The following is a 23,909-nucleotide window of genomic DNA, read 5'->3' on the forward strand; positions in this document are numbered from 1 at the left end:
GGGAGCGGCCGGGGAGCGGCGCCGTGCTGCCGACCGCCCGCGGTTGGCTGGTGCTGGCCGGCGGCGCCGCCCTGCTCGTCGCGGGCGCCGGGTTCGGCTACCGGGAGCTGCTGGTGCTGGGCGCGGTGCCCTTCGCCGTTGTCCTGGTGTCGGTGGCCCTGGTGGGCCGGCTGCGTCCGATGCAGGTGCGGCGTTCGGTCGCCACACCGCGGGTCTCGCCGGGCGACGAGGTCGAGGTCGTCTTGGGCACCGACGAGGACGGCCGCGGCCGGGGCGCGCACCTGCTCGCCGACCGGGTCGCCGGCCCGACCGGAGCGCGGTCGGTGGAACTGCCCGCGACCCGGTCCGGCGACCCCCGGCCGACGGGCTACCGGCTGCGGGCCGAGCGGCGCGGCGTGCTCGACCTGGGACCGCTGGAGTCGCGGCGGCGCGACCCGCTGGGCCTGGCGGCCGCCCGGCGCGTCTCCGGCGGGACCGACCGGATCTGGGTGCACCCCCGGTGGGAGACGCTGGGCGCGATGCCCGTCGGCCGCAGCGACGACCCGCAGGGCGTGTTCGACGGCGGGCGCGCGGGCAGCGTCAGCTTCCACACCCTGCGCGACTACGTAGCGGGCGACGACGTGCGGCACATCCACTGGCGCAGCACGGCACGCCAGGGCAAGCTCATGGTGCGCGAGCACCTGGACACCTCCCACACGCGCATCAGCGTCGTGGCCGACGACCGCGGCGGCGCGGCCGGCGACGAGCTCGCTGCCCTGGACGAGGTCGCGAGCGCGGCGGCCTCGGTCGTGGCGGCGGCGGTCGAGGGGCGGTGGGCCTGCGAGCTGCGGCTGGTGGGCGGACGGTCGGTCGAGAGCACCGGTCGGTTGGCGCCGATGCTCGACCTGCTCGCCGAGGCGCACCCGAACCCGGGCGCCGACCTCGCCCGTGAGCTGTGGCGGCTGCGCAACCGCCCCTTCGGCGACACCGCGGTGCTGGTCAGCGCGTCGATCACGGCGGCCGAGGCGCGGATGTTCGCGCGGCTGGGCGAGGTGTACCCGCGGCTGGTGCTGATCGTGCTGCGCCGGTACGGCCGACCGCTCGGCGCCGTTCCCGGCGTGACGGTGGTCGACGCCGGCGACGCCCGCGACCTGGCCGCACGCTGGAGCGGTGAGCGGTGGTCGGCGTGAACCGGGCGGCCGCGGCGGCGCGGGGGGCGGTGGTCCTGGCGGCGCTGGTCGCGGCGGGTGCCGCGCCGGGGCTCGCGGTGGCGCCGGGTTATGTCCAGCCCGCGCCGGTCGCCGCGCTGCTCGCCGGGTGGTCGGCGGCGGCCGTGCTGGTCACGGCGCTGCTGCGTAGCCGGCTGGGTCCGGTCGCCGCCTTGGCGGCCGGGCTTCCGCTCGCCTTCGGCGGCGTGGCGGTGCTGGTGGCCGCGGTACCGGGGCCCCGCGACGACCTGTGGTGGGGAACCGTGGACGCCGTCGCCCACTCCGGCGCCCGCATCCTGACGACCTCGCTGCCGACGGCCGTGGCCGCCGACACGCTGGCGCTGCCGTCCCTGGGCGTGTGGCTGGCGGGCGCCGCCTCGGTTCTGGCGGTGCGGGCCGGATCCCCGCTGACGGCGCTGCTGTGCCCGCTGGTGGCGCTGGCGGGCGCCGCCGTGCTCAACGGTCCCGACATCAGGCCGGCCTACTACCCCGCGGCGCTGTTCGCACTGGCGGCGGTCGTGCTGCTGGCGGCCGCCGCCGACTCCTCGCCGGGACCGGGCGGCGGAGCCGGCCCCGCAGGCACCGGCGCCGCGGTGGCTCCGATCACCGCCCGCCGCACCCGGTCCGGGCGCATCGCGGGCGCGCTGCCGCGGGCGCTGAGCCTGAGCGCGGTGCTGGCGCTGGTGGCCGGGCTGACCGCCTACGTCGGCCCGCTGGCCCTTTACGGCGCGCCGATCCGCCCGGCCGACCCCCGCGCCGCGGTCGTGCCGCCCGAGGAGGACACCGCGGCGGTGAGCCCGCTGAGCTACCTCGCCGGCTGGTCCGCCGAGCCCGGCCGGCGGCTGCTGCGCGTCACCTCCGATCAGCCGACGGAGCTGCGGTGGGTCACGCTGTCCGACTTCGACGGCGTCACCTGGCTGCCCGCCGGCCGCTACCGCGCCTCCTCGCAGGTCCTGCCGGAGCCCGAGCACGAGGTTCCGCCGGGGCGGCCGCGGCGGGTGACCGTCGACGTCGAGGAGCTGCCCGGGCACTGGCTTCCGGCGGCCGGGCTGCCGCGGAGGGTGGAGGGGACACCGGTCGCCTTCGAGCCCGCGTCGGCCACACTGCGCACCCGCAGCGGCGCGGCCGCGGGGCTCCACTACCGGGTGGTGGGCAGTGCGCCGGAGTACCGCGAGCCCGACCTGAAGCAGGCTGGCGAGCCCGACCTGGAGGAGTTCGCGGAGTACCTGGAACTTCCCGCGGGCGCCCCTGAGGAGATCGAGCGGATCGCCGAGGCCTATGGCGACGGCACGCCCTACGAGCGCGCGAACCGCCTGGCCGGCCACCTGCGTGCCAACTACGGTTTCGCACCCGAGGCGCCCGGCGGGCACGGCTACGCCAACCTCGCCGAACTGCTGGTGCCGCCGCACGAGCAGGGCGGCGGCGGCACCTCCGGTCAGTTCGCGAGCGCGTTCGCGCTGCTGGCGCGGGCGTCGGGACTGCCGAGCCGCGTGGTCGTCGGCTTCGGCAAGGGCACCGCGATCGACGGCGGCGACAGCCGGCTGATCCGCTCCGGCGACGCCGTGGCCTGGGGCGAGGTCTACCTGAAGGGCGTGGGCTGGGCGCCGTTCGACGTCACTCCGGGCGATCCCAAGCGCAACGGCGCCGACACCGGCTCCGAGGCGGGCGCGGGCGGCGGCTCCGGCGGGCAGGCGGGCGCGGGCGCCGCGCAGCAGGAGGGCGGGTTCCTCCGGATCACCGGCACCCCGCTGGACGTCGCCTACGCCTGGGAGTTCGCCGGGCGCAGCGGCGCGGGCGCGGCGACGGCCGTGGTGCTCGCGGCGCTGGTCGCCGGCGTCCTGCGGGGGGTGCGGCGCGGGGTCCGGCTCGGCGCGCGCGACCCCCGGCGCAGGCTCGCGGGGGCGTGGTGGGAGCTGCGCGACGGGCTGCGCCTGGCCGGTGCGGCGCCGCGGCCCGCCGACACGGTCACCGACGTGCTGGCACGGTCCGACGGCCTGCTTCCGCCGCCCGGAGGCGGCAGGCGCGAGTGGGCGCTGGGGCGGGCCCTGAACGCGATGGCGTTCGTGCCGCCCCAGGAGCGCGCCGACCGGGTCGGCGCGGCGGAGGCGGCCGCCGCCTCCGCGGAGGTGCGCGCCTACACGGCCGCGCTGCGCCGCCGCGCGGGCCGGGGCCGCCGCCTGCTGTGGTGGGTCGACCCGCGACCGCTTTTCTGGAGGCGCCGATGAGGACAGCACGGCATCGCAGGGCGGCGCCCTCGGCCCGCGTCCGACGACGGCCGTTCGGCGAAGGACAGGAGGTGCGCCGTGGGTGATGCGCCGAGCCGCGCGGGCGACGCGGTGCTGAACGTGCCCGGGGTGTTCGCGCCGCAGCCGCTGTACTGCGGCGACGACTCCGTGCTCTACCGCGCGAGGCGCGACCCCGGCGGCACCCGGGTCGTCGTCAAGTTCGCCCGCGCCCGCGGGCCCCGCGAGGAGCGCGATGAGATCGAGCTGTGGCGGATGCATTCGTCCAACCGGGGCGTCCACTCGCTGCTCCAGCACGGCACGGCCGGCGACGGCCGCCCGTACGCGGTCATGGAGGACTGCCCCGACGGCGACTACCGGCGCATCCTGGCCGAGCAGGGGCCGGTCGCGGTCGCCGAGGGCGTAGCGGTGGGCACCGCCGTGGCCGACGCGCTCGCGGCGGTGCACGCGCGCGGGCTGCTGCACCATGCGGTGGCGCCGGAGAACATCCTGCGGGCGCGGTTCGGCCCGGCGCTGATCGACTTCGGTTCGGCGCTGCCCCGCGACCACCCCTTCCCGCCGGCGCACCACCGCGACGGGGCGGTGGAGCACGTTCCGCCGGAGCAGTTGGCCGGCGCGCTTCCGGGACCGGCGTCGGACGTGTACCGGCTCGCCTCCACCGTGTGGACGCTGCTGGCTGGGCACCCGCCGTTCGCCGACGGCGCGGGGGAGGCAGCGGAGGAGGCGCAGCGAGGCGCTCCGGCGGCCTCCTACCGCGTGCGGGTGCTCGGGTCCGCTCCCCCGCGGGTACCGCGCGAGGACGTGCCGGAGCGGATCCAGGACGTTCTGCGCCGCGCGCTGGCCGCCGACCCTGCGGAACGGGTGGGCGATGCGGCCGCCTTCGCGTCGCTGCTGCGCGGCGAGGACGCGGCGGACCCCGCTGAAGCGCCTCCTCCGCTGCCCACCACCCGGCGCCCGGGCCCGCGACCGGACCACCGTCCGCCGCCCGGCACAGCACCGGCGGCGCTGAGCCCCGGCAGGCGCCGCCTCCAGCAGACCGCGGCCGCCGCGGGCACGGGCGTCCGGGACACCGGCGTCCCGGAGCCGCCCGCACACCGGGACACGGCGGTACACCAGGAGCCGGCCGGCGCCGAATCCGTGCCGCCGAACACGCCCGAGCGCGGCACCGGCCCCGGCGCGGATACCCTGCCGCCGCCGTCCGGACCCGACACCGGACCCTGGGCACCACCGCCTCCGCAGCACCACTCCGGCCCCCCGCTACACGCCACTGAAGCCCCCATCGGTGAGCACAAGCACGAGGGACCGCCCGCCGGAACTCGGGCCCCGAACGCGCCCGCGGACCAAGCCCACCCCGGCGCCGCACACGCGGACCAGGCCCTACCCGACCCCGCACGCGGTTCCCCGGAGCACCCCGCGGTTCCCGTGCCAGGCACGGCCGAAAACCCCGTGGACGAGCACGGACCCAAGAAGACCCCCGAAGCCGGAACCGGGGCCCCGCCGACCAGGCTCGCGGACCATGCCGACCCGGGCGCCGCACACAGGGCTCCACCCTCCCTCAGGCTCACCCCCGACCTCCCGCCGGGCAGTGCCGAGAGTCCTTCCGGCAAGCACGAGAACACAGGACCGCCCGGCGCGGATACCCTGTCGCCGCCGTCCGGACCGTGGGCGCCACCGCATCCGGAGCACCGCTCCAACCCCCCACTGCACGCCACCGAAACCCCCGTTGAGGGTCACGGGCACGAGGGACCGCCCGCCGCCGGAAGCGGGGCGCCGGGCACGCACGCGGACCAGGCCCCACCCGACTTCGCACACGGTTCCCCGGAGCACCCCGCAAACCCCCTGCTGGCCACCGACGACCCTTCCAGCGAGCACCGGCGCGAAAGACCGCCCGGCACCGGCCTCCCCTTCCCGGAGCCGCTACCGCCTCCCGTACCGGCGGCGGAGGTCGCGGCGCCACCCGCTTTGCTACCGGACGAGCGGTCGGCGGGCCCGGGGCCCGGGCCCGCCCGTTCCGCAGCGGCGGACGCTCCGGCCCGAGACGCGTCCGGCGCCGAAGACTCCCGGCGGCACGCCGGCTCCGCCGCCGGGGCCGACGGGCACAGCCTCCCCGAGCCCTCCGGGGCCGCCGACGACGCGGCCGTAACCGGGTTGGACGCCGTTCCCGAGCCGCCCTATGCGCTCGATCCCGGGGTCGCACCCGCTACACGGGGTGCGGTGCCGCCGCCCTATGCGTTCGACGGCGGGACGGCCGCCGCACCCGGCGGGACGCCCGGCGGCGGCGTCCCGCCGTGGCAGCACCCGCCGATCGGCCCCCCGCAGCTCCCTCCCACCGGCGGCCCGCCTCTCGATGCTCTCCTCCCGCCGGTTTCCGGGAACCGCAAGCGACGGCGAGCGGGACGGGTCGCGTTGTACGCGCTGGCGGCGTCGGCCCTTCTTGCGGTGGTCGCCGGCGCAGCGTGGCTGGCCTCTCCGCTGCTGTCGTCCGCGCCGGCGTCCTCCGGGCATCCGCCGGCGGCCGCCGAGGCCTCACCGGAGCCGTCCGCGCCGCCGGCAGGCGGCGGTCCCTTGGCCGCCGACGACGCGGAGGCGGCCGACGCCGCCGAGGACGCCGCACAGGACGCCTCCGACGGCACCGAGCCGAGCGGCGACGCGACCGGCCCGGCCGACATAGCCCCGACCTCGGTCGAGATCCGGGACGGCACGATCAGCGTCGCCCTCTCCTGGGCGGACAGCACCGGCGGCGCGGCAACGCACCATGTCGTCGGCGGCCCGGTCGGCGCTGGCGAGGACTCCGGCATGGCGAGCGTGCCGGCGGGCGAGACCAGTGTCGAGATCACCGGCCTCAACCCGGATGTCGAGTACTGCTTCCGAGTGGTGGCCGTCCAGTCCATCGACCTCGCCGCCGCCTCGAAAGAGGTGTGCACCGACCGCGGTTCCCAGGAGTGAGCCTTTCGGCCCGCCGCACGCGCAGCGCCCCCACGCCACCGCCCCGAAGTGGCGGAGCGCTGCCGGCTCTCCGGGGTCTGCGGCTAGGCACGGCCCAGCCCGCTGACCAGCGGGCCCACCGCAGGCGCAAAGGCTCGGCGGGCGGCAGGCCCCCGGCCTTCGACCGGCGGGCCTACCGCGGCCGCAACACCGTGGAGCGGGCGATCAACCTGCTCAAGTAGAACCGTGCGGTGGCGACCAGGTACGACAAGCGGGCCGCGGTCTATGACGGCACGGTCCAGCTCGCCGCGATCCGGATCTGGCTGCGCGACCTCACCCGTTCAAAAAACAGAACCTAAGGGGCGAGGGTCGCGGCGGCGGCTCGGTCGCAGGCGGCGGTGATCTCGGCGAGCGCCTGCTGCGCCTTCTTCGGCAGCCGCACGCGGTCGGCTTCGGCGACGTCGACCTGGCGCAGGCCCGCGACGAAGGGAATGCGGACGAGGGCACTCGCGTGCCGCCCGGCGCGACTCAACAGGTCGGCGGCCGCGCGGGGCTCGGGGCCCGAGCCGTCCGCGACCACGGCCACAGCGGCGATCCCCGCCCCGCTCGCGGCCACGTGGTCGGCGACCTCGGCGGCGCGGGCGGCGGCCGCGACGCTGTTACGGGTGGCCAGGACCAGCGGACGGCCGAACGTGTCGATCTCGCTGCGCTCCACCGAGTAGGTCCCCAGCTCCCACGGGGTCCTCAGCAGGATGCGCAGCGTGGTGGTCCCGGCGCCGCCGTGGCAGCCGAGCAGGACCGGCTCGCGGGCCCAGTCCGGCAGTCCCGCGGCGCCATCGCTCCCGGCCGCACCGCGGTCGCTCCGGCCGTGTGCCATGCCATCACCGTCCATCGTCGCAAGCGGCGCGCCGGATGCTCGGCCACCGGGGTTGGCGTCCGGCCCGCGGCCGACACACCGCCTTCTACCCCAACGCCGAGTGCCGCGCAAGAGCGGCCGTCCGGCGCCCTGCTCGGCCGCCCTCCGCCCTCCTTGCTTGGTCTCCTCGCCGCCTCCTCCCGCCGGGCTTTCTCCTGGGGGCACCGCGCCGGCGCCGCCGACTCCCCGCGTGAACGTCGCCCGCGGGCACGCGATACGGTACATACCAATCGGTATGTCGCGATGCTGAACGGGGGTGACCGGTGGACACTGCCGACGACGCCGCCGGTGCGGGGACCGGCGCTGCGGGCGGGGCCGCGCCGGAATACGCCCACTGGACGGAGATCCCCACGCGGTGGGCCGACAACGACGCCTATGGCCACATGAACAACACGGTCCACTACGAGTTCATGGACACCGCCATCAACACCTGGCTCATCGAGCAGGGCGGGCTGGACTACCGGGGCGGCGAGGTCATCGGCCTGTGCGTGGAGTCGCAGTGCTCCTACACCGCCGAGATCGGCTTTCCCGAGGTCCTGGCCGTCGGGTTGGCGGTCGCCCGCCTGGGCACCTCCTCGGTCCACTACCGGGTAGGGCTCTACCGCAGTGACCGGCGCTCCGTGGTGGCCGAAGGGCGCTTCGTGCACGTCTTCGTCGACCGGGGGACCCGCAGGCCGGTCCCCGTCGAGGGCCGGCTGCGCGCCGCGCTGAAGGAACTGGAGCGGCCCGAGAAGCCTGAGAGAACCGAGAGACCCGCCAAGCCCGAGGAACCGGGGTAGCCGGCGAAGCCGCGGACGGGCGGGGACGCGCGTCCGCCTCGGACGCGCCCGAGGTGAACGGCACCCGAGGACCGGCGGCAGCCGGTCCGCGATGACCCGGTGAAGTGGAGGAGCCCGTGAACGCATCCGCCCCCGCGGCCGTGCGCGCCGCCGTCCTGGAGGAGATCGGCGCCGACGCCCCCTACGCCCGCTCGCGCCCGCTGCGGGTGCGCGAGCTCGGACTCGCCCCGCCCGGCCCCGGCGAGCTGCTGGTGCGCATCCGCGCCGCCGGGCTCTGCCACTCCGACCTGTCGGTGGTCAACGGCGACCGGCCGCGCCCGGTGCCCATGGTGCTCGGCCACGAGGCGGCGGGCGAGGTGGTGGCTCTCGGTGCCGGTGCCGGGGACCGGTTCGCCGCCGGCGACCACGTGGTGCTCTACTTCGTCGCCCCCTGCGGGGGCTGCCCCCGCTGCCTGGAGGGCCGCCCGGCGCTGTGCGTCCGCGGCGCCGCCGCGAACAACGCCGGCGACCTCGTGGGCGGGGGCAGGCGCTGGCGCGGCCCCGACGGCGAGCGGCCCGCCCACCACCTGGGGGTCTCGGCCTTCGCCGAGTACGCGGTCGTCTCCGCCGACTCCGCGGTGCGCGTGGACGCCGACCTGCCCTTCGAGGTCGCCGCGCTGTTCGGGTGCGCGGTGCTGACGGGCGTCGGCGCCGCCCTGAAGGCGGCCGATGTGCGGCCGGGCGAGCGGGTGGCGGTGTTCGGCCTGGGCGGAGTGGGGCTGTCGGCGCTGCTGGGCGCGAACGTGGCGGGCGCCGCGCAGATCATCGGGATCGACCCCGTCGCCGCCAAGCGCGAGCTGGCGGCCTGCCTGGGCTCCGCGGAACGGCTTCCGGGCGGCCCGGACGCGGTGGAGGAGGTGCGCGAGCTGACGGGCGGCGGCGCCGACAAGGTCGTCGACACCACGGGCAGCGCCGACGTGCTGGCGCAGGCGTACCTGGCCGCGCGGCCAGGCGGCACCACGGTCACCGTCGGGCTGCCGCATCCCGACCGGCACGTGTCGATCCCGGCGGTGACGCTGGCGGCCCAGGAGCGCACGCTGCGCGGCAGCTATCTGGGATCAGGGGTGCCCGCCCGCGACATCCCCGCCTACATCGCGCTGTACCGCCGCGGGCTGCTGCCGGTCACCGAACTGCTGTCGGGCCGCCTGCGGCTGGACGAGGTCAACGAGGGCTTCGACCGCCTCGCCTCGGGCGAGGCCGTCCGGCAGGTGGTCGAGCTGTAGGCCGCCGCCGGCCGGCCGCCGCCCCGCGGGGCGGCGGCGGGCGTGCCCACGGCCGCCCGGCGCAACAAGCCCCGGCGGGCCGGAAGCGACGACGTCCGCGCAGCGGTGGAAGGCCACTCCCGACCGGCCGATGCCGAGATCCCGCCCGATGGGAGCGGAGCCGGCGCGGCCCCTTGCGGCTCGCGGCTGCAGGAGTCCAGCCGGTAGGAGCCGCAGTCGGATCCGCCCGGGCCGGCGGCTCCTGCTCGGGCCGGAGGTCCGGGGCAGACCGAGGCCGTGCGGCGACGACCCGACCGCTCCGCCCGGCCGCGCGCCCCTCCGTCGGCGCACTCACGCGCCCGATCCCGCTCCCGTACGCCGCGTGCCGTGTTCCTCGTGACGCGAATCGAGCGCCGGCACGCCTTCGCTACCGTGGATCCGCACGCAGCCAGCTCCGGGGCGTCGCCGCTGCACGCAGCCCCGCGGACCGGAAGGGCGCACATGGCACGCAGGACGGGCACACGCACGGGCGGGCGCGCGGGCGCCTGGCAGTGGAGCCGCACCACCCGCACCCGCAGCGTCCTGCTGGAGGCCGCCCGGGAGATCTTCTCCGCCAAGGGCTTCGCCGATGCCGGGGTGGCCGACGTGGTCGAGCGCGCGGGTTCCAGCGTGGGGAGCCTCTACCACCACTTCGGCGGCAAGACCGAGCTTTTCCTTGCGCTGTGGGAGGACCAGCAGGCCTACGACGAGGAGCAGGCGGGCACCGCCGTGGCCCGAGCGCGCGCGGACGGCGAGGACGACCCGCTCGAACTCTTCATCGCGGGCGCCCGCGCCTTCCTGGAGGGGTCCTGGCAGCGGCGGGACGTGGGCGTGCTGCTGCTCGCCGGCGACGGTCCGCCCGGGTTCGACATGCTGCGCCGCGGCCGCAACCGCGAGTGGGTGCGCCAGAACTCGGCGCTGCTGCAGGCCGGCGACTCCGCACTGGAGCGGCTCACCGTCAGCGTCTTGACCGCGGTCATCGGCGAGGCGCGCCGCGAGATCGTCGTCGCCGACTCCCGCGACGAGGCCGACCGGCTCACCGAAGCCACCGTCGACCTGATCCGCCGCCTCGGCGGTTAGCCCCGGACGGCGGTCGCGGCAGCAGCACTCCTCCACCGCGGCACCGCGTGCCAGAGCCGGGACATCGGGCCGGAGGGGTCGGAGGGAGTCGACGGGGGCAACGCGTCTCCTCGGGGCGAGGGAGGGGGCGCTCCATGGTCCCACCCCGGGGGTCGGTCAGTAGAGCACGTGCTTGCCGCCGTCGATCACCACGGTTTCGCCCGTGACGGCGTCCATCTCCAGCATGGCCAGCAGGGAGCGGGCCACCTGCTCGGGCTGGGTGGTGGCACGGAGGGGGACGACCTCGCGCTCCTCGCGGCTGAACGCGGCGAAGCCCTCCTCGCCGCGCAGGTCCGTCTGCCAGCGGGTGGCGACCGTACCCGGAGCGACCGCGTTGACGCGCACATCGGGCGCCAGCGCCGCGGCGAGGGCACGGGTGAGCTGCTCCAGCGCGGCCTTGCTGACGCCGTAGGCGATCGACGAACCTCCCGCGCGGAAGGCCGAGATGGACGAGGTGCTGACGATCGCGCCGCCCGCCTCCCGCAGTGGGCGCTCCAGCGCGCGGGCGCAGCGGAAGGCGCCGACCACGTTGACGTCGAGGATCTCGTGCCAGATCTCGTCGGTCAGTCCGGCGAGGTCCTCCGCCGGCACGGCGCGGGTGGTTCCGGCATTGTTGACCAGCGCGTTCACTCGTCCGAAGCGCTCCACGGCGCGGGCGGCCATCGCCTCGACCGCAGCGGTGTCGGCGACGTCGGCCCGCACGGGCAGTGCCGGTACGTTGCAGGCCTCCACCTCTCCGGCGGTGTCCTCGGCCTCCTGGGCCGACCGGGCGTAGGTCAGCACGACTCCGGCGGCACCGCGCCGGGCCGCCTCAAGACACACCGACCGCCCGATCCCCGTTCCGCCGCCGGTGACGACGACGACAGCGCCTTCGATCCGCATCCGCTCCTCCTCGCTCCGACTGCTCGGTGACTCGGGACTTGGTGAGCTGGTGGCTCGGTGGTCGGTCTCGCTCCGCTCGACGCCTCGCCGATCGGCGCTTCGCCGGCCGACGCCCGCTGATCACTCCGCGGTGCTCGCGACCCGCACACCGGCCCGGCACCGGCCGCCCTGACCTACCCGCGCCCTGCGCGCCCCGTTCCGGCTATCCCGTCTGCGCTCCCGCCTCTCCCGGCCATCCTGGCCATCCCGGCTCTCCCGGCTATCCCGCGGCCTCCTGGACCGCCGCGTGGACGCCCCGCACCTCCACCGTGCGCAGGGCTTCGGCGACCCGGTCGCCGACATCGGGCCGCGAACCCGACTCCTCCGACAGCCCGTACAAACGCTCGCGCAGCAGGTCGACGGCCTCGGTGGCGTAGCGGGCGGGCGCGAGTTCCGCGGCGATCTCCTCCGAGACCGGGTCCAGCCGCGGGCGGGCGCCGACGGGCACGCGCAGCAGGTGCACCCACGCGGCGATCGCCAGGCATGCCAGATGCGGGTCCTCGCCGCGGCGCACGTGCTCGGCGGCCGGCGCGACGAGGCGCTGGGGAAGCTTGCCGACGCCCTGCTGGGCGATCTTGGCGAGCTGGTGGCGCAGGTTCGGATTGCCCAGGCGCGCCAGCAGCGCGTCGAACTCGGGCGGGCTGCCGCCGACCGCCGCGGCGCTGGGCGCAAGCTCGTCGCGGTAGAGCGCGCGCAGATAGCGGCGCAGGTCCAGGCGGCCCACCGCCTCGGTGACCGTCTCGGCACCCAGAAGCAGCCCCAGGCACGCCGTCGCGGACAGGGGGGCGTTGACGCAGCGCAGCTTGACCGTCTCGTAGGGACCGACGTCGGGGGTGAACTGGACGCCCACGCGATCCCAGGCCGGTCGCGGACCCGCGAAGGCGTCCTCGACCACCCACGAGCGGTGCTGCTCGCCGACCACCGCGGCGGCGTCGGCGACGCCCAGCGCCTCGGCGACCCGGTCCAGGTCGGCCTGCTCAGTGGCGGGTACGACCTGGTCGACCACCGTCGAGCAGAACGCCACCCGCTCGCCGACCCACTCCAGCAAGGGGGCGGCCTCGCTCTCGGGCAGCATCTCGCAGAAGGACTCGACCAGCCCGCGCAGCAGCCTTCCGTTGCGCGGCAGGTTGTCGCAGGGCAGCACGGTCAGCGACTCGGCACCCGCGCGGCTGCGCGCCTGCAGGCCGCGCACGAGCTGTCCCACGGCGGTGCGCGGTGCGCGCCCGAGCGCATCCGCGGCGGTCTCGGGGTCGTCCGGTGCCAGGCGGCCGGTGGCGGGGTCGTGGCGGTAGCCGCCCTCGGTGACGGTCAGGGTGACGACGCGGGTGGCCGGCGCCGCGAGGGCGGCCGCCAGCCGCTCAGGCTCGTCCAGCGCCGACACGGTGTCGGTGATCGCACCGACCGCGCGGACCCGGTCGGCGCCGTCGGCCGCCCGCTCGGTGACCGTGTAGAGGTTGTCCTGGCCGCGCAGCGCCTCCACCGTCGACCGGCCGCGCGAGGCCGCGGCGCAGATCCCCCAGTCGCCGGGCTCGGCCGCCATGGCGAGCTGGGTGAACACGGCCTGGTGCGCCCGGTGAAAGGCGCCGGGCCCCAGGTGCACGATCCCGGTTCCGGTCCCGGGCGGCGGCAGCTCGGCCGTGAGCTCGGTGGGCAGCAGCCCGCGGGCGGCGCGGTTCAGCCGCGGCGTCGCCGTCGTCATGGTCACCTCCGCATCAACGATTCGTCCGTGGGGAGCGGCCGGGCACCCCGCCCGGCCGCTCCCCGGCGCCCCGCTACCCGCGCCCGCTACTCGGCCGACGGTTGCCGGTCGCTGCGCCAGGAGGCCGAGACGATGCTCGTTTGGTCGGTCTCGAAGGCGGCGATGTCGATCTCCCGGGTCTCGCGGGAGAAGATGAACGCGACCAGCGACACCGCCGCCGCGCCGATCATCAGCAGCGCCACCAGCCACGGGTCGCCGCCGGAACGGGCGAGCAGCGCGGTCGCCGCGACCGGTGAGAACCCGGCGATGGCCGCACCGATCTCGCGGGAGGCGGCGAAGCCGGTGTAGCGCACTCCGGCGCCGAACAGCTCGGCGTAGAACGCCGGCTGCACCGCGATCATAGGTGCCACGCCCAGAGTGGTCGCGATGAGCAGTGCCGACCAGATCACCACGGGCTCGCCGGTGTTGAGCATCAGGAAGAACGGATAGGCGAACGCGGCGGTGAACAGGACGCTGAAGATGTTCAGCGGCCGCCGCCCGATGCGGTCCGACAGTGCGCCGAAGACCGGCTGCAGCAGGATGACGGCGATTCCGAACGCGATGACGCCGGTCAGCGCCACCCAGCGCGGCTGGTCCAGCTGGGTGGTGAGGTAGGAGACGCTGAACGTCGCGAAGATGTAGACGACCGCTGTGTCGCAGATGTGCGCGCCGATGCCGACCAGGAAGCTGCCGGGGTAATTGCGCAGCGCCTGCACGATCGGGACCTTGACGGTGGTGCGCTTCTGCACCGCCCGCAGGAAGACCGGCGACTCGGCCACGCGCAGCCGAAGGTACAGCGACACCCCGATCAGCAGGAAGCTGAGCAGGAACGGCACCCGCCAGCCCCACGACATCAGCGCGTCGTCCGGCAGGAAGCCCACGATCAAAAAGACCACGGTGCCCAGTACCAGGCCGATCTGCACGCCGGTCTGCGCGAACGAGCCGAAGAACCCGCGCCTTCCGGCAGGGGCGTGCTCGGACAGCAGCGTGGAGGCGCCCCCGAACTCCGCGCCGGCGCCCAGTCCCTGGCAGATGCGCAGCAAGGTCAGCAGCACCGGAGCCCACAGCCCGATCTGGGGGTAGGTGGGCAGCAGCCCGATGATGCCGGTGGACAGGCCCATCACCAGAGTGGTGATGACCAGGGTCGTGCGCCGACCGAGCACGTCGCCGATGTGGCCGAAGACGAACCCGCCCAGCGGCCGGAAGACGAAGCCCACGCCGAAGCTGGCGAAGGCGACGAGCGTGCCGACGGCCGGGTCGGCGTCGGTGAAGAACAGCGCGTTGAAGACGAGGGCGGCGGCTGTGCCGTAGATGAAGAAGTCGTACCACTCGAGCGCCGTGCCCACGAGAGACGCGAGGACGACGCGCCGCATGTGCTCGGGTGACGTCGCGGGGATGTTGTCCGGGGTCCTCGCCCCGTCCTGGTCGGTCATGGCGGTTACTCCGTCTCTCCCCCGTATTCGGTCGTGGCCGGGGTCGGCGTTCGCCGACCGGGGGCGCCCCGCGGGGCGCGGCGGGCCGACCGGGTGCGGCCCGGTCGGCCGGTGATTCACCGTGGTGACTGCGCGGGCGGGTCGGCGACGGGACCGCCGCCCGCCCGCGGATCGGAGGTCCGGTGTCCGCCGGAGCGGTCGGGCACCAAGGCGTTCAGCTCCTCCCATACCGAGGAGGGGACGGGGATGCCGTTCTCGGTCCGCTCGGCGCGGGCGCGCCGTTCGACGTCGCCGGGCACGAGCACCTCGTCGGCGCCTTCGGCCGCGGGTGTGCTGCGCAGCTCGGCGCAGAAGTCCTCGACCTGGGCGCGGAAGGCGTCGGCGGGCATGAACCGCGCCGGGTCGATGCCGACGAGGACCGTGCCGTTGTCGCCGCTGTAGCCGGGCAGGCAGGAGATCCCGCCGCCGGAGAGCAGGCCGCCGACCGCCTCGATCATCACGCTGAGGCCGTAGCCCTTGTGCCCCGCGAAGGGCAGCAGGGCACCGCCCTGGTAGAAGTCGGCGGGCTGAGTGGAGACGCGCCCGGCGGAGTCCATCAGCACGCCTTCGGGCGCGCGCTCGCCGCGGGCGCGGGCCATGGCGAGCTTGCCCTCCGCGACGGCGGATGTGGCCCAGTCCATCACCACGGTCCCCTCCCCTGCACCGTCGTCGGCCGGGCCGCAGGGCAGCGCCCAGGCCAGCGGGTTGGTGCCGAGCCTGCGCTCACGCCCGCCGAACGGGGCCACCGTGGGGTCGACGTTGCACAGCGCGATGCCGATGTAGCCGGACTCGGCAAGGGACTCGACGTACTCGCCGAGCCGGCCGATGTGGTTGCAGTCGCGGACTGCGGCGATGCCGATTCCGTGGCCCTCGACGACACCGTTCAGCGCCCGAACGGCGGCGGCCGCGGCGACCTGCCCGAACGCGCGGTGTCCGCGGACGGTCAGCACCGCGCCGTCGGTGGGCTCGACCTCGGGGACGGCGCCGGGCTCGATCCGCCCCAGGTCCACCGCGCGGGCGTAGATGGGCAGCCGCCGGACACCGTGGGAGTCGTGGCCGACCAGGTTGGAGTCGACGAGGGACGCCGCCACCGCAAGCGCGGTGCCGCGCGGTGCGCCCATGTTCAGGAGCGCGGCCTCGGCGAGTTCGGTCAGCTCGCCCGAAGACACGATGCGCGTCGGCCCCTCGTCGGCGCCGCCCGAGCCGGCTCCGACACCGGCGTCCATCCAGTCGGCCGCGCTCGGCCGGTCTCCCCCGCTGTGCACAGGCTTTCCGTCCCTTCGAGAGGCTCTGCGTCCTTCCGTTTCATTGAATGAAACGGCGTTCCACTGCGTTCCACGCATATTCGCATAGGTGTGACGAGATGTGAAGGGGGTCACACGCCATTACATCGGCACCGGCGGTGGAGGGGTGGGGCGTTGGACCCGCGGAGATCGGTTCGGGTGCTCGCCGGTTGCGCGTGCGACGTAGGCGGCGAGGGCGGTGGGTGGCTAGGCCCGCAATTACCGGTGCGGGTGCCCGCCGGTGGCTCTTGCAACGACGGCAGCAAAAGCGGCGGGTGGGCCCACGACCCGAGCACACGACGAGGGCAGCAACGGCGGTGGGGGGTTGGGCCCGCAGGGATCGGTTCGGGTGCTCGCCGGTTGCGCGTCCGACGTGGGCGGCGAGGGCGGCGAGTGGTTCGGCCCGCGACCACCGGTCCGGGCGACCGCCGGTGGCTCGCGCGGCGACGGGCCGCGGGCGAGAGCTCTGGGCCGACTGGAGTGGACATTTCGGATATACGGGGCGGGGGTGGTCCCGCGGGTACGCGATGCCCGCTCGAACCAGCGGGCTGCACCGCCACTCGGCTTGGATTCCGCAATTCGGAAATTTGTGCGGCGTCTTGTCCTATTCATCCCGGTTCCAGGCTGGCATGCAGGCCCACACGGCGACGAGACCGCCGAAAACCGCACTTTGGGGCCCTCAGGGCTGCATCCGGCGGGGTTCGTCGCTCTCGGCGACGCCGCGGACCTCCCCAAGCGGGGTGCAAACCGGGCAATCCGGCGGAAATCCTCTCGGGTGAAGGCGTGCTGCGGTGTGCCAGAAGGCCGCGGAGTGCATCAGGGCAGTCTCGTCGCACGGCAGATCGAAGCGCCGCTCCCTAATGCCCGCTTTGTCGCACCCGTGTGGCCCACATCAAGGGATCGGCCGCCCCGCCGCACCGGCGGGTTCCGCACCGGCGCCGGCGGCAGCATCTGATCGCCGCCTCGCCCCCTCCCGCCCGTGCTGCCCGCGTTACGTCGGCCACCGGCGAGCGCCCGAACCGATCACCGCGGGCCCCCAACCACCCACCGCCCTCGCTGCCGACGTCGGGCGCGCAATCAGCGAGCACCCGAACCGGTGATCGCGGGTCCCGCCATCTGCGACCTCGCTGCCGACGTCTACCGGCGATCGCGAGCTGAGCCACCCATCACCCTCGCCGCCATCGTCGCGTGCGCCACCGGCGAGCACCCGAACCGGTGATCGCGGGCGCACCCCCACCGCCCTTGCTGCCCTCGTCGCGTCGGCCACCGGCGAGCACCCGAACCGATCACCGCAGGCCCAACCACACACCACCCTCGCTGCCCCCGTCGGGCGCGCAACCCGCGAGCACCCGAGCCGGCGATCGCGGGTCCCGCCATCTGCGACCTCGCTGCCCTCGTTGCGTCGGCCACCGGCGAGCACCCGAACCGATGACCGCAGGCCCAACCACACACCACCCTCGCCGCCGGCGTCTGGCGCGCAACCGGCGAGCGCCCGAACCGATAGGCGCAGGCCCAACCACCCGCCGCCCTTGCTGCCATCGTCGCGTGCGCAACCGGCAATCACTCGAACCGATCACAGCAGACCCAACCACCCACCACCCTCCCCGCCCCCGTCACGGGCGCGATCGGCGGTGGCGGTGGCGGTGGCGGTCAAGGCGTACCCAGGAGGGCGGAGATCTCGCGGGCCGCTGCGGCGACCTGGTCGCCGCGCCAGGCGGCGGTGCCCTCTGTGGGCACGTGCACCAGCGCCGCGGCGCTCACGCCGCCCACGACCTCTCCCGTGTAGTCGGTGATCGCCGCGCCGACGGCGCGCACGCCGGTCTCGTTCTCCTCGCGGTCCTCCGCGTAGCCCCGCGCGCGCACTGCCTCCAACTCGGCGAGGAGGCTGTCCTCGTCGCAGATGGTGTCGGGTGTGCGGCGGGGCATGCCGGCGCGCTGAAGCAGCGCATGCACGCGGTCGTCGGGCATGTGCGCCAGCATCGCCTTGCCGACCGACGTACTGTGCAGCCACAGCTGCATGCCCACCCGCGAGGCCAAGTGGTAGGGCTTGGTGCCCTCCAGCTTGGCGGCGTAGACGGCCTCGTCCCCGGTCAGCAACGCCAGGTGCACCGTCCACTCGGTGCTCTGCTGGAGGCGCGAGAGCACGGGGTAAGCGTGCTGGGGCAGGTCGAGCCGGCGCATGTAGCGCCCGGCCAGCGAGAGAACGCGCGGCCCGCCCGTGTAGTGGCCCTGGCCGTCGGTGCGCACGAAGTCGCGCGCCACCATCCGCTGCAGGATCCGGTGCACCGTGGGCTTGGGCAGCTCCGTGGCCGCTGCGATGTCGGCCAGCCGCGACGTGTGCGCCAGCGCCTCCAGGACGTCCAGCGTCCGATCCGTCACCGTCTCCTTCTCACGCCCCTGCATACCCCGATTATCCGCACACCCGGCAACCGCCACCGACCGCACCGCCGCCGCACTGCCGCACCGCCGGCGGGCCGGCGGTGCCGGGAGCGCTTAGCGGGTGCCGTCGCCCCCGGGTTCCGCGTCGTCGTGCTCGGGGATCAGGCCCGCATCATGGACCAGCAGCGCGACCTGCACGCGGTTGTTCAGGTCGAGCTTGGCCAGGATGCGGGAGACGTGGGTCTTGACCGTGGGCACGCTCAGGTGCAGGGACGCGCCGATCTCGGCGTTGGAGCGGCCCTCGGCGACGGCCACGGCGACCTCGTGTTCGCGCTCGTTGAGTGAGCGCAGCCGCTCGCGCGCCCGCTCCCGGCGCCGACCGCGCCCGTCGTCGCCGGTGGCGTGCGTGATCAGGCGGCGGATCACCGACGACGACAGCACCGGCTGCCCCTGGGACACCCGGCGCACCGCCTCGACGATCTCGGAGGGCGGCGTGTCCTTGAGCACGAACCCGGCTGCGCCCGCTCCCAGCGCACGCAGCACGTGCTCGTCGGCGTCGAAGGTGGTGAGGACGACGACCTCGGGCGCGGCGGGCCGGGCGCGCAGCACCTCGGTGGCCGCGAGCCCGTCCACCGCCGGCATCCGGATGTCCATCAGCACGACGTCGGGCCGCAGGCCGGCGACCATCTCCGCGACGGCGGCGCCGTCCCCCGCCTCTCCCACGACCTCCAGGTCGGGCGCGCCGCCGAGCATCATCCTCAGCCCGGCGCGCAGCAGCGGGTCGTCATCGACGATCAGCACGCGGATCTTCGCGGCGTCCGAGTCAGCGGGGACCGTCATACCGCCAGCCTAGGGCGACGGCGCGGGACGCCGTGCGAGAACCCGCCCCCTTAACCCGCCCCCTTGCGCGTCGACTGGACCGGTTGTGCCCACCCCGCGGCCACCGACCCGTCTGACCGGCTCCTTACTCCGCGGCCGCCGACCCGCCTGACCGGCTCCTCACTCCCCCCTCACCCCGCGTCCTCTGGACTCACCCGCGGAATATGGTTTAAGATTCAACTGTTTTCGGGGATGTAGTCCAAAGGACAACCAAACCGGAGGGGGCCGACCATGGACGTGCGACCGGCGGGGCTGCACCACGTCACCGCCATTGCCAGCGACCCGCAGGCCAACGCCGACTTTTATCTGAACGCGCTGGGCATGCGGCTGGTCAAGAAGACCGTCAACTTCGACGCGCCCGACACCTACCACCTGTACTACGGCGACCGCGCGGGCAACCCCGGCACGATCCTGACCTTCTTCCCCTGGCCCGACGCGCCGAAGGGGCGCCTGGGCGCCGGCCAGGCCACCACCACGTCCTTCTCGGTGCCCGAGGGGTCGCTGGGCTGGTGGCAGCGCCACCTCGCATCCCTCGACATCGAGACCAGCCGGCCCGCCGAGCGGCTCGGCGAGGACGTGCTGAGCCTGCGCGACCCCGACGGCCTCGTCATCGAACTGGTCGCCGGCGCCGACTTCCACGACACCGACCCCTGGGACGGCGCGGGAATCCCGGTCGAGCACGCCGTCCGCGGCATCCGCGGGGTCACCCTGACCGAGCACGACCTCGACGCCACCGCCGGCATGCTCAACGGCAAGCTCGGCTTCGAGCTCGCCGCCGAGCTGGGCGGCCGCTACCGCTTCCACACCAGCGAGGCCGGCCAGGGGGTCGGCACCGTCGTGGACGTCCTGGCCGACCGCGGCGCCCGCAACGGCCTGGTGGCCGCCGGCACCGTGCACCACGTCGCCTACCGCGCCCCCGACCAGCCCACCCAGGTCCGCTGGCAGCAGAGCCTGGCCGGCGACGGCGTGGGCGTCACCGAGATCCGCGACCGCTCCTACTTCACCTCGATCTACTTCCGCGAGCCCGGCGGCGTCCTGCTGGAGATCGCCACCGACGGCCCCGGCTTCGACTACGACGAGCCCCTGCTGCAGCTGGGCCGCAGGCTGAAGCTGCCGCCGTGGCTGGAGCCGCAGCGCGACGAGATCGAGCGGCACCTGCCGGAGCTGGTCGTCGGCGAGCACGAGGACTCCGCCACGTCGGCCGCCGGCGCCGCGAGCGGCGACGAGGCCGCCCGATGAGCGCGGCCGCCGACTTCCACCACGTCTACGTGCCCGCCGAGGAGCCGGGGCGGCCGACGCTGCTCCTGCTGCACGGCACCGGCGCCGACGAGCACGACCTCCTCGGCCTGGGCCGCGCCCTGGCACCGGGGGCGGCCCTGCTGTCGCCCCGCGGCAAGGTCAGCGAGAACGGCCTCAACCGCTGGTTCCGTCGCCTGCGCGAGGGCGTCTACGACACCGAGGACGTCATCGCGCGCTCCGGCGAGCTGACCGGTTTCGTGGAGTCCGCCGTCGCCGAGTACGGACTCGACCCGCGCGGGGTCGTCGCGGCGGGCTTCTCCAACGGCGCCAACATCGCCGCGGCCACCCTGCTGCTGCACCCCGGCGCGTTGGCGGGCGCCGCCCTGTTCGCCGCCGCGGCGCCGCTGCAGGACCGCGAACCCCCGATGGCCGACCTGTCGGGGACCCCGGTGTTCCTGGGCGCGGGCCGCATCGACCCGATGACCACCATCGAGGAGGCGCGGCTGCTCACCGGCCAGCTGCGCGAGCGCGGCGCCGCGGTCACGCTGCACGAGCACCGCGGCGGCCACGAGCTGCCGGTGCCCGTGCTCGACGCCGCACGCCGATGGCTGGCCGAGAGCGGTCTCGCCGGTTCGGCGCCGGCTCCGGCGGACGGGCCGCCGGCCGCCGGAGCCGACGGCGGGGCCGGGTAAGGGCGGGCGTGAGTACGATGGCGCCCATGACCGCAGGGGAGGAGGGCGTGCGCTGGCTCGACGCCGAGGAGCAGTCCGTCTGGCGCTCGCTGCTCCGAGCGCAGTCCCGCATCGAGGAGGAGCTCGACCGCGATCTGCAGGCGCGCAGCGGGGTCAGCCTCGTCGAGTTCGGGATCCTCGTCGCCTTGTCGGAGGCGCCCGGCATGCGGATGCGGATGCGGGTCCTGGCCGACAGCGTCATCGTGTCCAAGAGCCGCCTGTCCCACCAGATCACACGGCTGGAGCGCGCCGGCTACGTGCGCCGCGAGCCCTGCGAGGAGGACCGCCGCGGCTTCTGGGCGATCCTCACCGACCAGGGGCTGAAGGTGCTGCGCGAGGCCGCCGGCGGGCACGTCACACGGGTGCGCGAGCGCGTCTTCGACCGCCTCACGCGTGAGCAGGTGCGCCAGCTCGGCGCCGTCATGCGGCTCCTGGAGCCCGGAGACGGCGCCGGAGGCTGACGAGAGGCTGCCCGCCCCTCCCGCAGACCCCGGGGGCCGCACCCCGGGGGGACCCGGCCGCGCGCACGCCCGGCGCGCGCGGCCCGACCGAGCGCCCGGATCAGGGGCGGCGGCCCAGGTAGGCCAGCATCCGGTCCTGCTCGGACGCGGACTCGGGCACGCTGACCTCGGGACCGCAGACTCCCTCCATACGCAGGGTCTCGCCCAACTGGCGCGCGCTTTCGAAGACGCGGGCGACCTCGGCGGCGGGCAGGGTCTCGTCCTGCCCGGTGGCGCGGGCGAGGTCCCAGGCGTGCACGACCAGGTCGAAGCCGAGGAAGTCGTCGATCGTCCGCGCCAGGCTGGTGCGGCCGAAGTAGCCGTCGAACTCCGTGGCCGCCTGCTCCGGGTCGTCGAGGACCTCCTGCAGGGCCGTGCGCGCTTCGTGCCAGGCGGCGACCGGGTCGTCCTCGACCCGGATCCGCAGGTCGATCGCGATCCCCACGTGGCCCGGCATGTTCGTGTGGTTGTCGATCATGTGGCGCAGCAGGTCGCGCGCCGTCCATCCGGCGCACGGCGTCGGGGACTCCCAGCGGCCTTCGGGCACGCCCTCGACCCGCCGGGTGAACTCAGCGGACCGTTCGCGGTAGCGCTCGGCGGTCTCCGCGGTGTCGGGCTGGGGTGTATCGGCGTTCGTCGCCGTGTTCGCGGTGTCCATGGCGACGATTCTGCTGGGGCCCGGCGCCCGCGGTCGTGTACGGATCGGACACCGCGGCGGGGACGATCCCGGCGCCCAGCGCGGCGGCGGGCCGCGCGCCGCTGTGCCCGCCGGACCGGCGCGGTGGGCGGCCGACGAGTTCGTGCGGTGGGGCTCCGCCGAGGTCGCGGCACTCGCGGTACAGGTGCGACTGGTCGGTGAACCCGGCGGTGTGCGCGAGGCCGGCGAGGTCGGCGGGCGCGGCCGGGTGGCGCGCCAGGCGCAGGAACCGCTGAAGGCGCAGGATGCGGCGCAGGACCGAGGGCCCGTAGCCGAACGCCGCCGTGCTGCGCCGGTGGAGCTGGCGTTCGCTCAGCCCGGTCTCGGCGGCGAGCGCGGCAACCGGTGTGGAGGGGTCGGCGGTGAGCATGCCCGCGACCGCGGTGACGACCGGGTCTGCGGGCGGGATGTCCCGCCGGCTGCTGCGGACCAGGTCCTCCAGCACGGCGACGCGCTCACGGTCGCCGCCGGCCTCGTCGAGTTGTTCGAGCAGTCGGCGCCGGCGGGCCGAGCCCAGGACGTCCTCGATCGGGATGCGGCGCTCGCGGGCGGCGGCGGTGTCCAGCCCCAGCACGGCGCCGACGCGGCCCGGGCGGAAGCGGACGCCCACCGCGGCGGTGCCGGGCGGCAGGGAGAACGTCCATCCGGTGGTCTCGGGACCGCACACGACGAGGCGGCCCCCGTCGATCCACAGCACGTCCACGCACCCGTCGGGCACCAGGCGGTGGCGGCCCTCGATGCGCGCGGTCCAGCTCAGCACGAGGTCGTCGGCCAGGTCCGCCGCTACGGGCTCGGGCGTGTACCAGGTCATGGCTCCCCTCCGGTCCGGCGGCGGAGGCGACGGTCGCGCGCGTGCGGGACCGCGGCCGTGCGCCGGTTTCAGCGGGGCCCGGGCGATCGGCCGCCCGGACGTCCGGCGGTCTCCTATCGGCGCGCAGCCCCACGGCGAACGGGCGTGCTCCCCGGGCCCCGCAGCCCACTCTAGTGCTGTGACCGGCGACAGTGCTGTGACCGGCGACGTTCACGGGTTGCCCGTCGGATCGCGCCGTTGTCGGCCTTGGAGGTTCCCACGACCGCGCCCTGGCCGTCGGGGCGTCCGATCGCACGGCGGCGCGGAGCCCGGTAGCCGGCGCGGTGCGCGGCGGAGCCCGGTACCGGTCGCCGGTACCGCCGCGCATCCGCGTCAGTCGAGGCAGAACTCGTTGCCCTCGGGGTCGGCCATCACGATGTGGCCGGCCCCGAGCGGCGGTGCGGGCTCCTCGCGCCTGATCCGTGCGGCGCCGTGCGAGGCGAGCCGCTCGGCCTCGGCCTCCAGGGCCGCCATCCGCGCGTCGCCGTCGAGCCCGGGTGCGGCTCGCACGTCGAGGTGCACCCGGTTCTTGACCTGCTTGCCCTCCGGCACCCGCTGGAAGAACAGCCGCGGCCCCGAGCCCGCGGGGTCGACCACCGCCGAGGCGTCGTTGCGCCTCTCCGGCGGCACGCCCATCGCCTCCAGCGCCTGCTCCCACGTCGCGAAGCCCGCGGGCGGGTCCTGCACCTTGTATCCCAGGGCCTCGCACCAGAAGCCCGCCAGTGCGGCGGGGTCGGCGCAGTCGAGCGTGATCTGGATGTCGCGGGCCAT

The 23,909-nt window shown here is 75.4% G+C and carries 19 protein-coding genes and 1 pseudogene; 10 read left to right on the forward strand and 10 right to left on the reverse strand.

Going from position 1 to position 23,909, the window contains the following annotated elements:
• Positions 1-23 precede the first annotated feature (23 nt).
• From ABEA15_RS12595 to ABEA15_RS12610, 4 genes and pseudogenes are all read left to right on the forward strand, one after another.
• Positions 24-1,169, forward strand: a complete 1,146-nt coding sequence (locus ABEA15_RS12595; RefSeq protein ID WP_345556775.1) for a DUF58 domain-containing protein — start codon at positions 24-26, stop codon at positions 1,167-1,169.
• Positions 1,157-3,412 carry a transglutaminase TgpA family protein gene (locus tag ABEA15_RS12600; protein WP_345556776.1) on the forward strand — a complete coding sequence of 752 codons (2,256 nt, stop codon included), beginning with the start codon at positions 1,157-1,159 and terminating at the stop codon, positions 3,410-3,412. The genes ABEA15_RS12595 and ABEA15_RS12600 overlap by 13 nt, the downstream gene beginning before the upstream one ends.
• A gap of 78 nt (positions 3,413-3,490) precedes the next feature.
• On the forward strand, positions 3,491-6,376 hold the full coding sequence (locus ABEA15_RS12605) for a protein kinase domain-containing protein (protein ID WP_345556777.1): 2,886 nt from the start codon (positions 3,491-3,493) through the stop codon (positions 6,374-6,376).
• Positions 6,377-6,474: 98 nt separating this feature from the next.
• Positions 6,475-6,714: pseudogene (locus ABEA15_RS12610) on the forward strand (hypothetical protein); the annotation flags it as partial.
• Here the strand turns inward: ABEA15_RS12610 and ABEA15_RS12615 are convergent.
• Positions 6,711-7,232: a hypothetical protein gene (locus ABEA15_RS12615; RefSeq protein ID WP_345556778.1), complete on the reverse strand. Its 522-nt coding sequence runs from the start codon at positions 7,230-7,232 to the stop codon at positions 6,711-6,713. The pseudogene ABEA15_RS12610 and the gene ABEA15_RS12615 sit on opposite strands and share 4 nt — an antisense overlap.
• A 302-nt stretch (positions 7,233-7,534) precedes the next feature.
• On the opposite strand from ABEA15_RS12615, the gene ABEA15_RS12620 reads away from it, so the two are divergent.
• The 3 genes from ABEA15_RS12620 (at position 7,535) to ABEA15_RS12630 (ending at position 10,410) form a co-directional block, all read left to right on the forward strand.
• A complete protein-coding gene (locus ABEA15_RS12620; protein ID WP_344141009.1) occupies positions 7,535-8,050 on the forward strand; it encodes an acyl-CoA thioesterase in 516 nt (171 codons plus the stop codon).
• A gap of 116 nt (positions 8,051-8,166) precedes the next feature.
• The gene (locus ABEA15_RS12625) at positions 8,167-9,312 is read left to right on the forward strand and encodes an alcohol dehydrogenase catalytic domain-containing protein (RefSeq protein ID WP_345556779.1); all 1,146 of its coding nucleotides are present in this window, start codon (positions 8,167-8,169) and stop codon (positions 9,310-9,312) included.
• Between the two features lie 480 nt (positions 9,313-9,792).
• Positions 9,793-10,410 carry a TetR/AcrR family transcriptional regulator gene (locus tag ABEA15_RS12630; RefSeq protein WP_345556780.1) on the forward strand — a complete coding sequence of 206 codons (618 nt, stop codon included), beginning with the start codon at positions 9,793-9,795 and terminating at the stop codon, positions 10,408-10,410.
• 156 nt (positions 10,411-10,566) lie between these two features.
• Here the strand turns inward: ABEA15_RS12630 and ABEA15_RS12635 are convergent, their stop codons facing one another.
• The 6 genes from ABEA15_RS12635 to ABEA15_RS12660 form a co-directional block, all read right to left on the reverse strand.
• On the reverse strand, positions 10,567-11,331 hold the full coding sequence (locus ABEA15_RS12635; protein ID WP_344141013.1) for an SDR family NAD(P)-dependent oxidoreductase: 765 nt from the start codon (positions 11,329-11,331) through the stop codon (positions 10,567-10,569).
• Between the two features lie 259 nt (positions 11,332-11,590).
• Positions 11,591-13,069 carry a mannitol dehydrogenase family protein gene (locus tag ABEA15_RS12640; protein WP_345556781.1) on the reverse strand — a complete coding sequence of 493 codons (1,479 nt, stop codon included), beginning with the start codon at positions 13,067-13,069 and terminating at the stop codon, positions 11,591-11,593.
• Positions 13,070-13,155: 86 nt separating this feature from the next.
• Entirely contained in the window at positions 13,156-14,541 is a 1,386-nt protein-coding gene (locus ABEA15_RS12645) for an MFS transporter (protein WP_345556782.1), read from the reverse strand.
• 116 nt (positions 14,542-14,657) lie between these two features.
• Complete coding sequence (locus ABEA15_RS12650; RefSeq protein WP_345556783.1) at positions 14,658-15,845, reverse strand: Ldh family oxidoreductase; 1,188 nt, start codon at positions 15,843-15,845, stop codon at positions 14,658-14,660.
• A 1,668-nt stretch (positions 15,846-17,513) separates the two neighbouring features.
• Positions 17,514-18,266 carry an IclR family transcriptional regulator gene (locus tag ABEA15_RS12655; protein WP_344141017.1) on the reverse strand — a complete coding sequence of 251 codons (753 nt, stop codon included), beginning with the start codon at positions 18,264-18,266 and terminating at the stop codon, positions 17,514-17,516.
• Between the two features lie 90 nt (positions 18,267-18,356).
• Complete coding sequence (locus ABEA15_RS12660) at positions 18,357-19,082, reverse strand: response regulator transcription factor (protein WP_345556784.1); 726 nt, start codon at positions 19,080-19,082, stop codon at positions 18,357-18,359.
• Positions 19,083-19,352: 270 nt separating this feature from the next.
• On the opposite strand from ABEA15_RS12660, the gene ABEA15_RS12665 reads away from it, so the two are divergent.
• Genes ABEA15_RS12665 through ABEA15_RS12675 form a run of 3 tightly spaced genes read left to right on the forward strand, consistent with a single transcriptional unit; the run spans position 19,353 to position 21,552 of the window.
• On the forward strand, positions 19,353-20,360 hold the full coding sequence (locus ABEA15_RS12665; protein ID WP_345556785.1) for a ring-cleaving dioxygenase: 1,008 nt from the start codon (positions 19,353-19,355) through the stop codon (positions 20,358-20,360).
• A complete protein-coding gene (locus ABEA15_RS12670; RefSeq protein ID WP_345556786.1) occupies positions 20,357-21,052 on the forward strand; it encodes an alpha/beta hydrolase in 696 nt (231 codons plus the stop codon). Before ABEA15_RS12665 ends, ABEA15_RS12670 begins: the two co-directional genes overlap by 4 nt.
• A 26-nt stretch (positions 21,053-21,078) precedes the next feature.
• A complete protein-coding gene (locus tag ABEA15_RS12675) occupies positions 21,079-21,552 on the forward strand; it encodes a MarR family winged helix-turn-helix transcriptional regulator (RefSeq protein WP_344141021.1) in 474 nt (157 codons plus the stop codon).
• A 100-nt stretch (positions 21,553-21,652) separates the two neighbouring features.
• Here ABEA15_RS12675 and ABEA15_RS12680 read toward each other — a convergent pair whose 3' ends face one another.
• The 3 genes from ABEA15_RS12680 to ABEA15_RS12690 all read right to left on the reverse strand — a co-directional run bounded on the left by ABEA15_RS12680 (position 21,653) and on the right by ABEA15_RS12690 (position 23,909).
• A complete protein-coding gene (locus tag ABEA15_RS12680) occupies positions 21,653-22,249 on the reverse strand; it encodes a TIGR03086 family metal-binding protein (protein WP_344141022.1) in 597 nt (198 codons plus the stop codon).
• The gene (locus tag ABEA15_RS12685; protein ID WP_345556787.1) at positions 22,161-23,099 is read right to left on the reverse strand and encodes a helix-turn-helix domain-containing protein; all 939 of its coding nucleotides are present in this window, start codon (positions 23,097-23,099) and stop codon (positions 22,161-22,163) included. Before ABEA15_RS12685 ends, ABEA15_RS12680 begins: the two co-directional genes overlap by 89 nt.
• Before the next feature lie 372 nt (positions 23,100-23,471).
• The gene (locus tag ABEA15_RS12690; protein WP_345556788.1) at positions 23,472-23,909 is read right to left on the reverse strand and encodes a VOC family protein; all 438 of its coding nucleotides are present in this window, start codon (positions 23,907-23,909) and stop codon (positions 23,472-23,474) included.

The sequence above is a fragment of the Streptomonospora halophila genome, from assembly GCF_039542725.1.
Classification (GTDB): domain Bacteria; phylum Actinomycetota; class Actinomycetes; order Streptosporangiales; family Streptosporangiaceae; genus Streptomonospora; species Streptomonospora halophila.

What these genes read in the sequence shown, in the direction of transcription:
- ABEA15_RS12615 (WP_345556778.1), bottom strand. Translation starts at nt 7,232, where the DNA reads ATGGCACACGGCCGGAGCGACCGCGGTGCGGCCGGGAGCGATGGCGCC.
- ABEA15_RS12630 (WP_345556780.1), top strand. Translation starts at nt 9,793, where the DNA reads ATGGCACGCAGGACGGGCACACGCACGGGCGGGCGCGCGGGCGCCTGG.
- ABEA15_RS12635 (WP_344141013.1), bottom strand. Translation starts at nt 11,331, where the DNA reads ATGCGGATCGAAGGCGCTGTCGTCGTCGTCACCGGCGGCGGAACGGGG.
- ABEA15_RS12640 (WP_345556781.1), bottom strand. Translation starts at nt 13,069, where the DNA reads ATGACGACGGCGACGCCGCGGCTGAACCGCGCCGCCCGCGGGCTGCTG.
- ABEA15_RS12645 (WP_345556782.1), bottom strand. Translation starts at nt 14,541, where the DNA reads ATGACCGACCAGGACGGGGCGAGGACCCCGGACAACATCCCCGCGACG.
- ABEA15_RS12655 (WP_344141017.1), bottom strand. Translation starts at nt 18,266, where the DNA reads ATGCAGGGGCGTGAGAAGGAGACGGTGACGGATCGGACGCTGGACGTC.
- ABEA15_RS12660 (WP_345556784.1), bottom strand. Translation starts at nt 19,082, where the DNA reads ATGACGGTCCCCGCTGACTCGGACGCCGCGAAGATCCGCGTGCTGATC.
- ABEA15_RS12665 (WP_345556785.1), top strand. Translation starts at nt 19,353, where the DNA reads ATGGACGTGCGACCGGCGGGGCTGCACCACGTCACCGCCATTGCCAGC.
- ABEA15_RS12670 (WP_345556786.1), top strand. Translation starts at nt 20,357, where the DNA reads ATGAGCGCGGCCGCCGACTTCCACCACGTCTACGTGCCCGCCGAGGAG.
- ABEA15_RS12675 (WP_344141021.1), top strand. Translation starts at nt 21,079, where the DNA reads ATGACCGCAGGGGAGGAGGGCGTGCGCTGGCTCGACGCCGAGGAGCAG.
- ABEA15_RS12680 (WP_344141022.1), bottom strand. Translation starts at nt 22,249, where the DNA reads ATGGACACCGCGAACACGGCGACGAACGCCGATACACCCCAGCCCGAC.
- ABEA15_RS12685 (WP_345556787.1), bottom strand. Translation starts at nt 23,099, where the DNA reads ATGACCTGGTACACGCCCGAGCCCGTAGCGGCGGACCTGGCCGACGAC.
- ABEA15_RS12690 (WP_345556788.1), bottom strand. Translation starts at nt 23,909, where the DNA reads ATGGCCCGCGACATCCAGATCACGCTCGACTGCGCCGACCCCGCCGCA.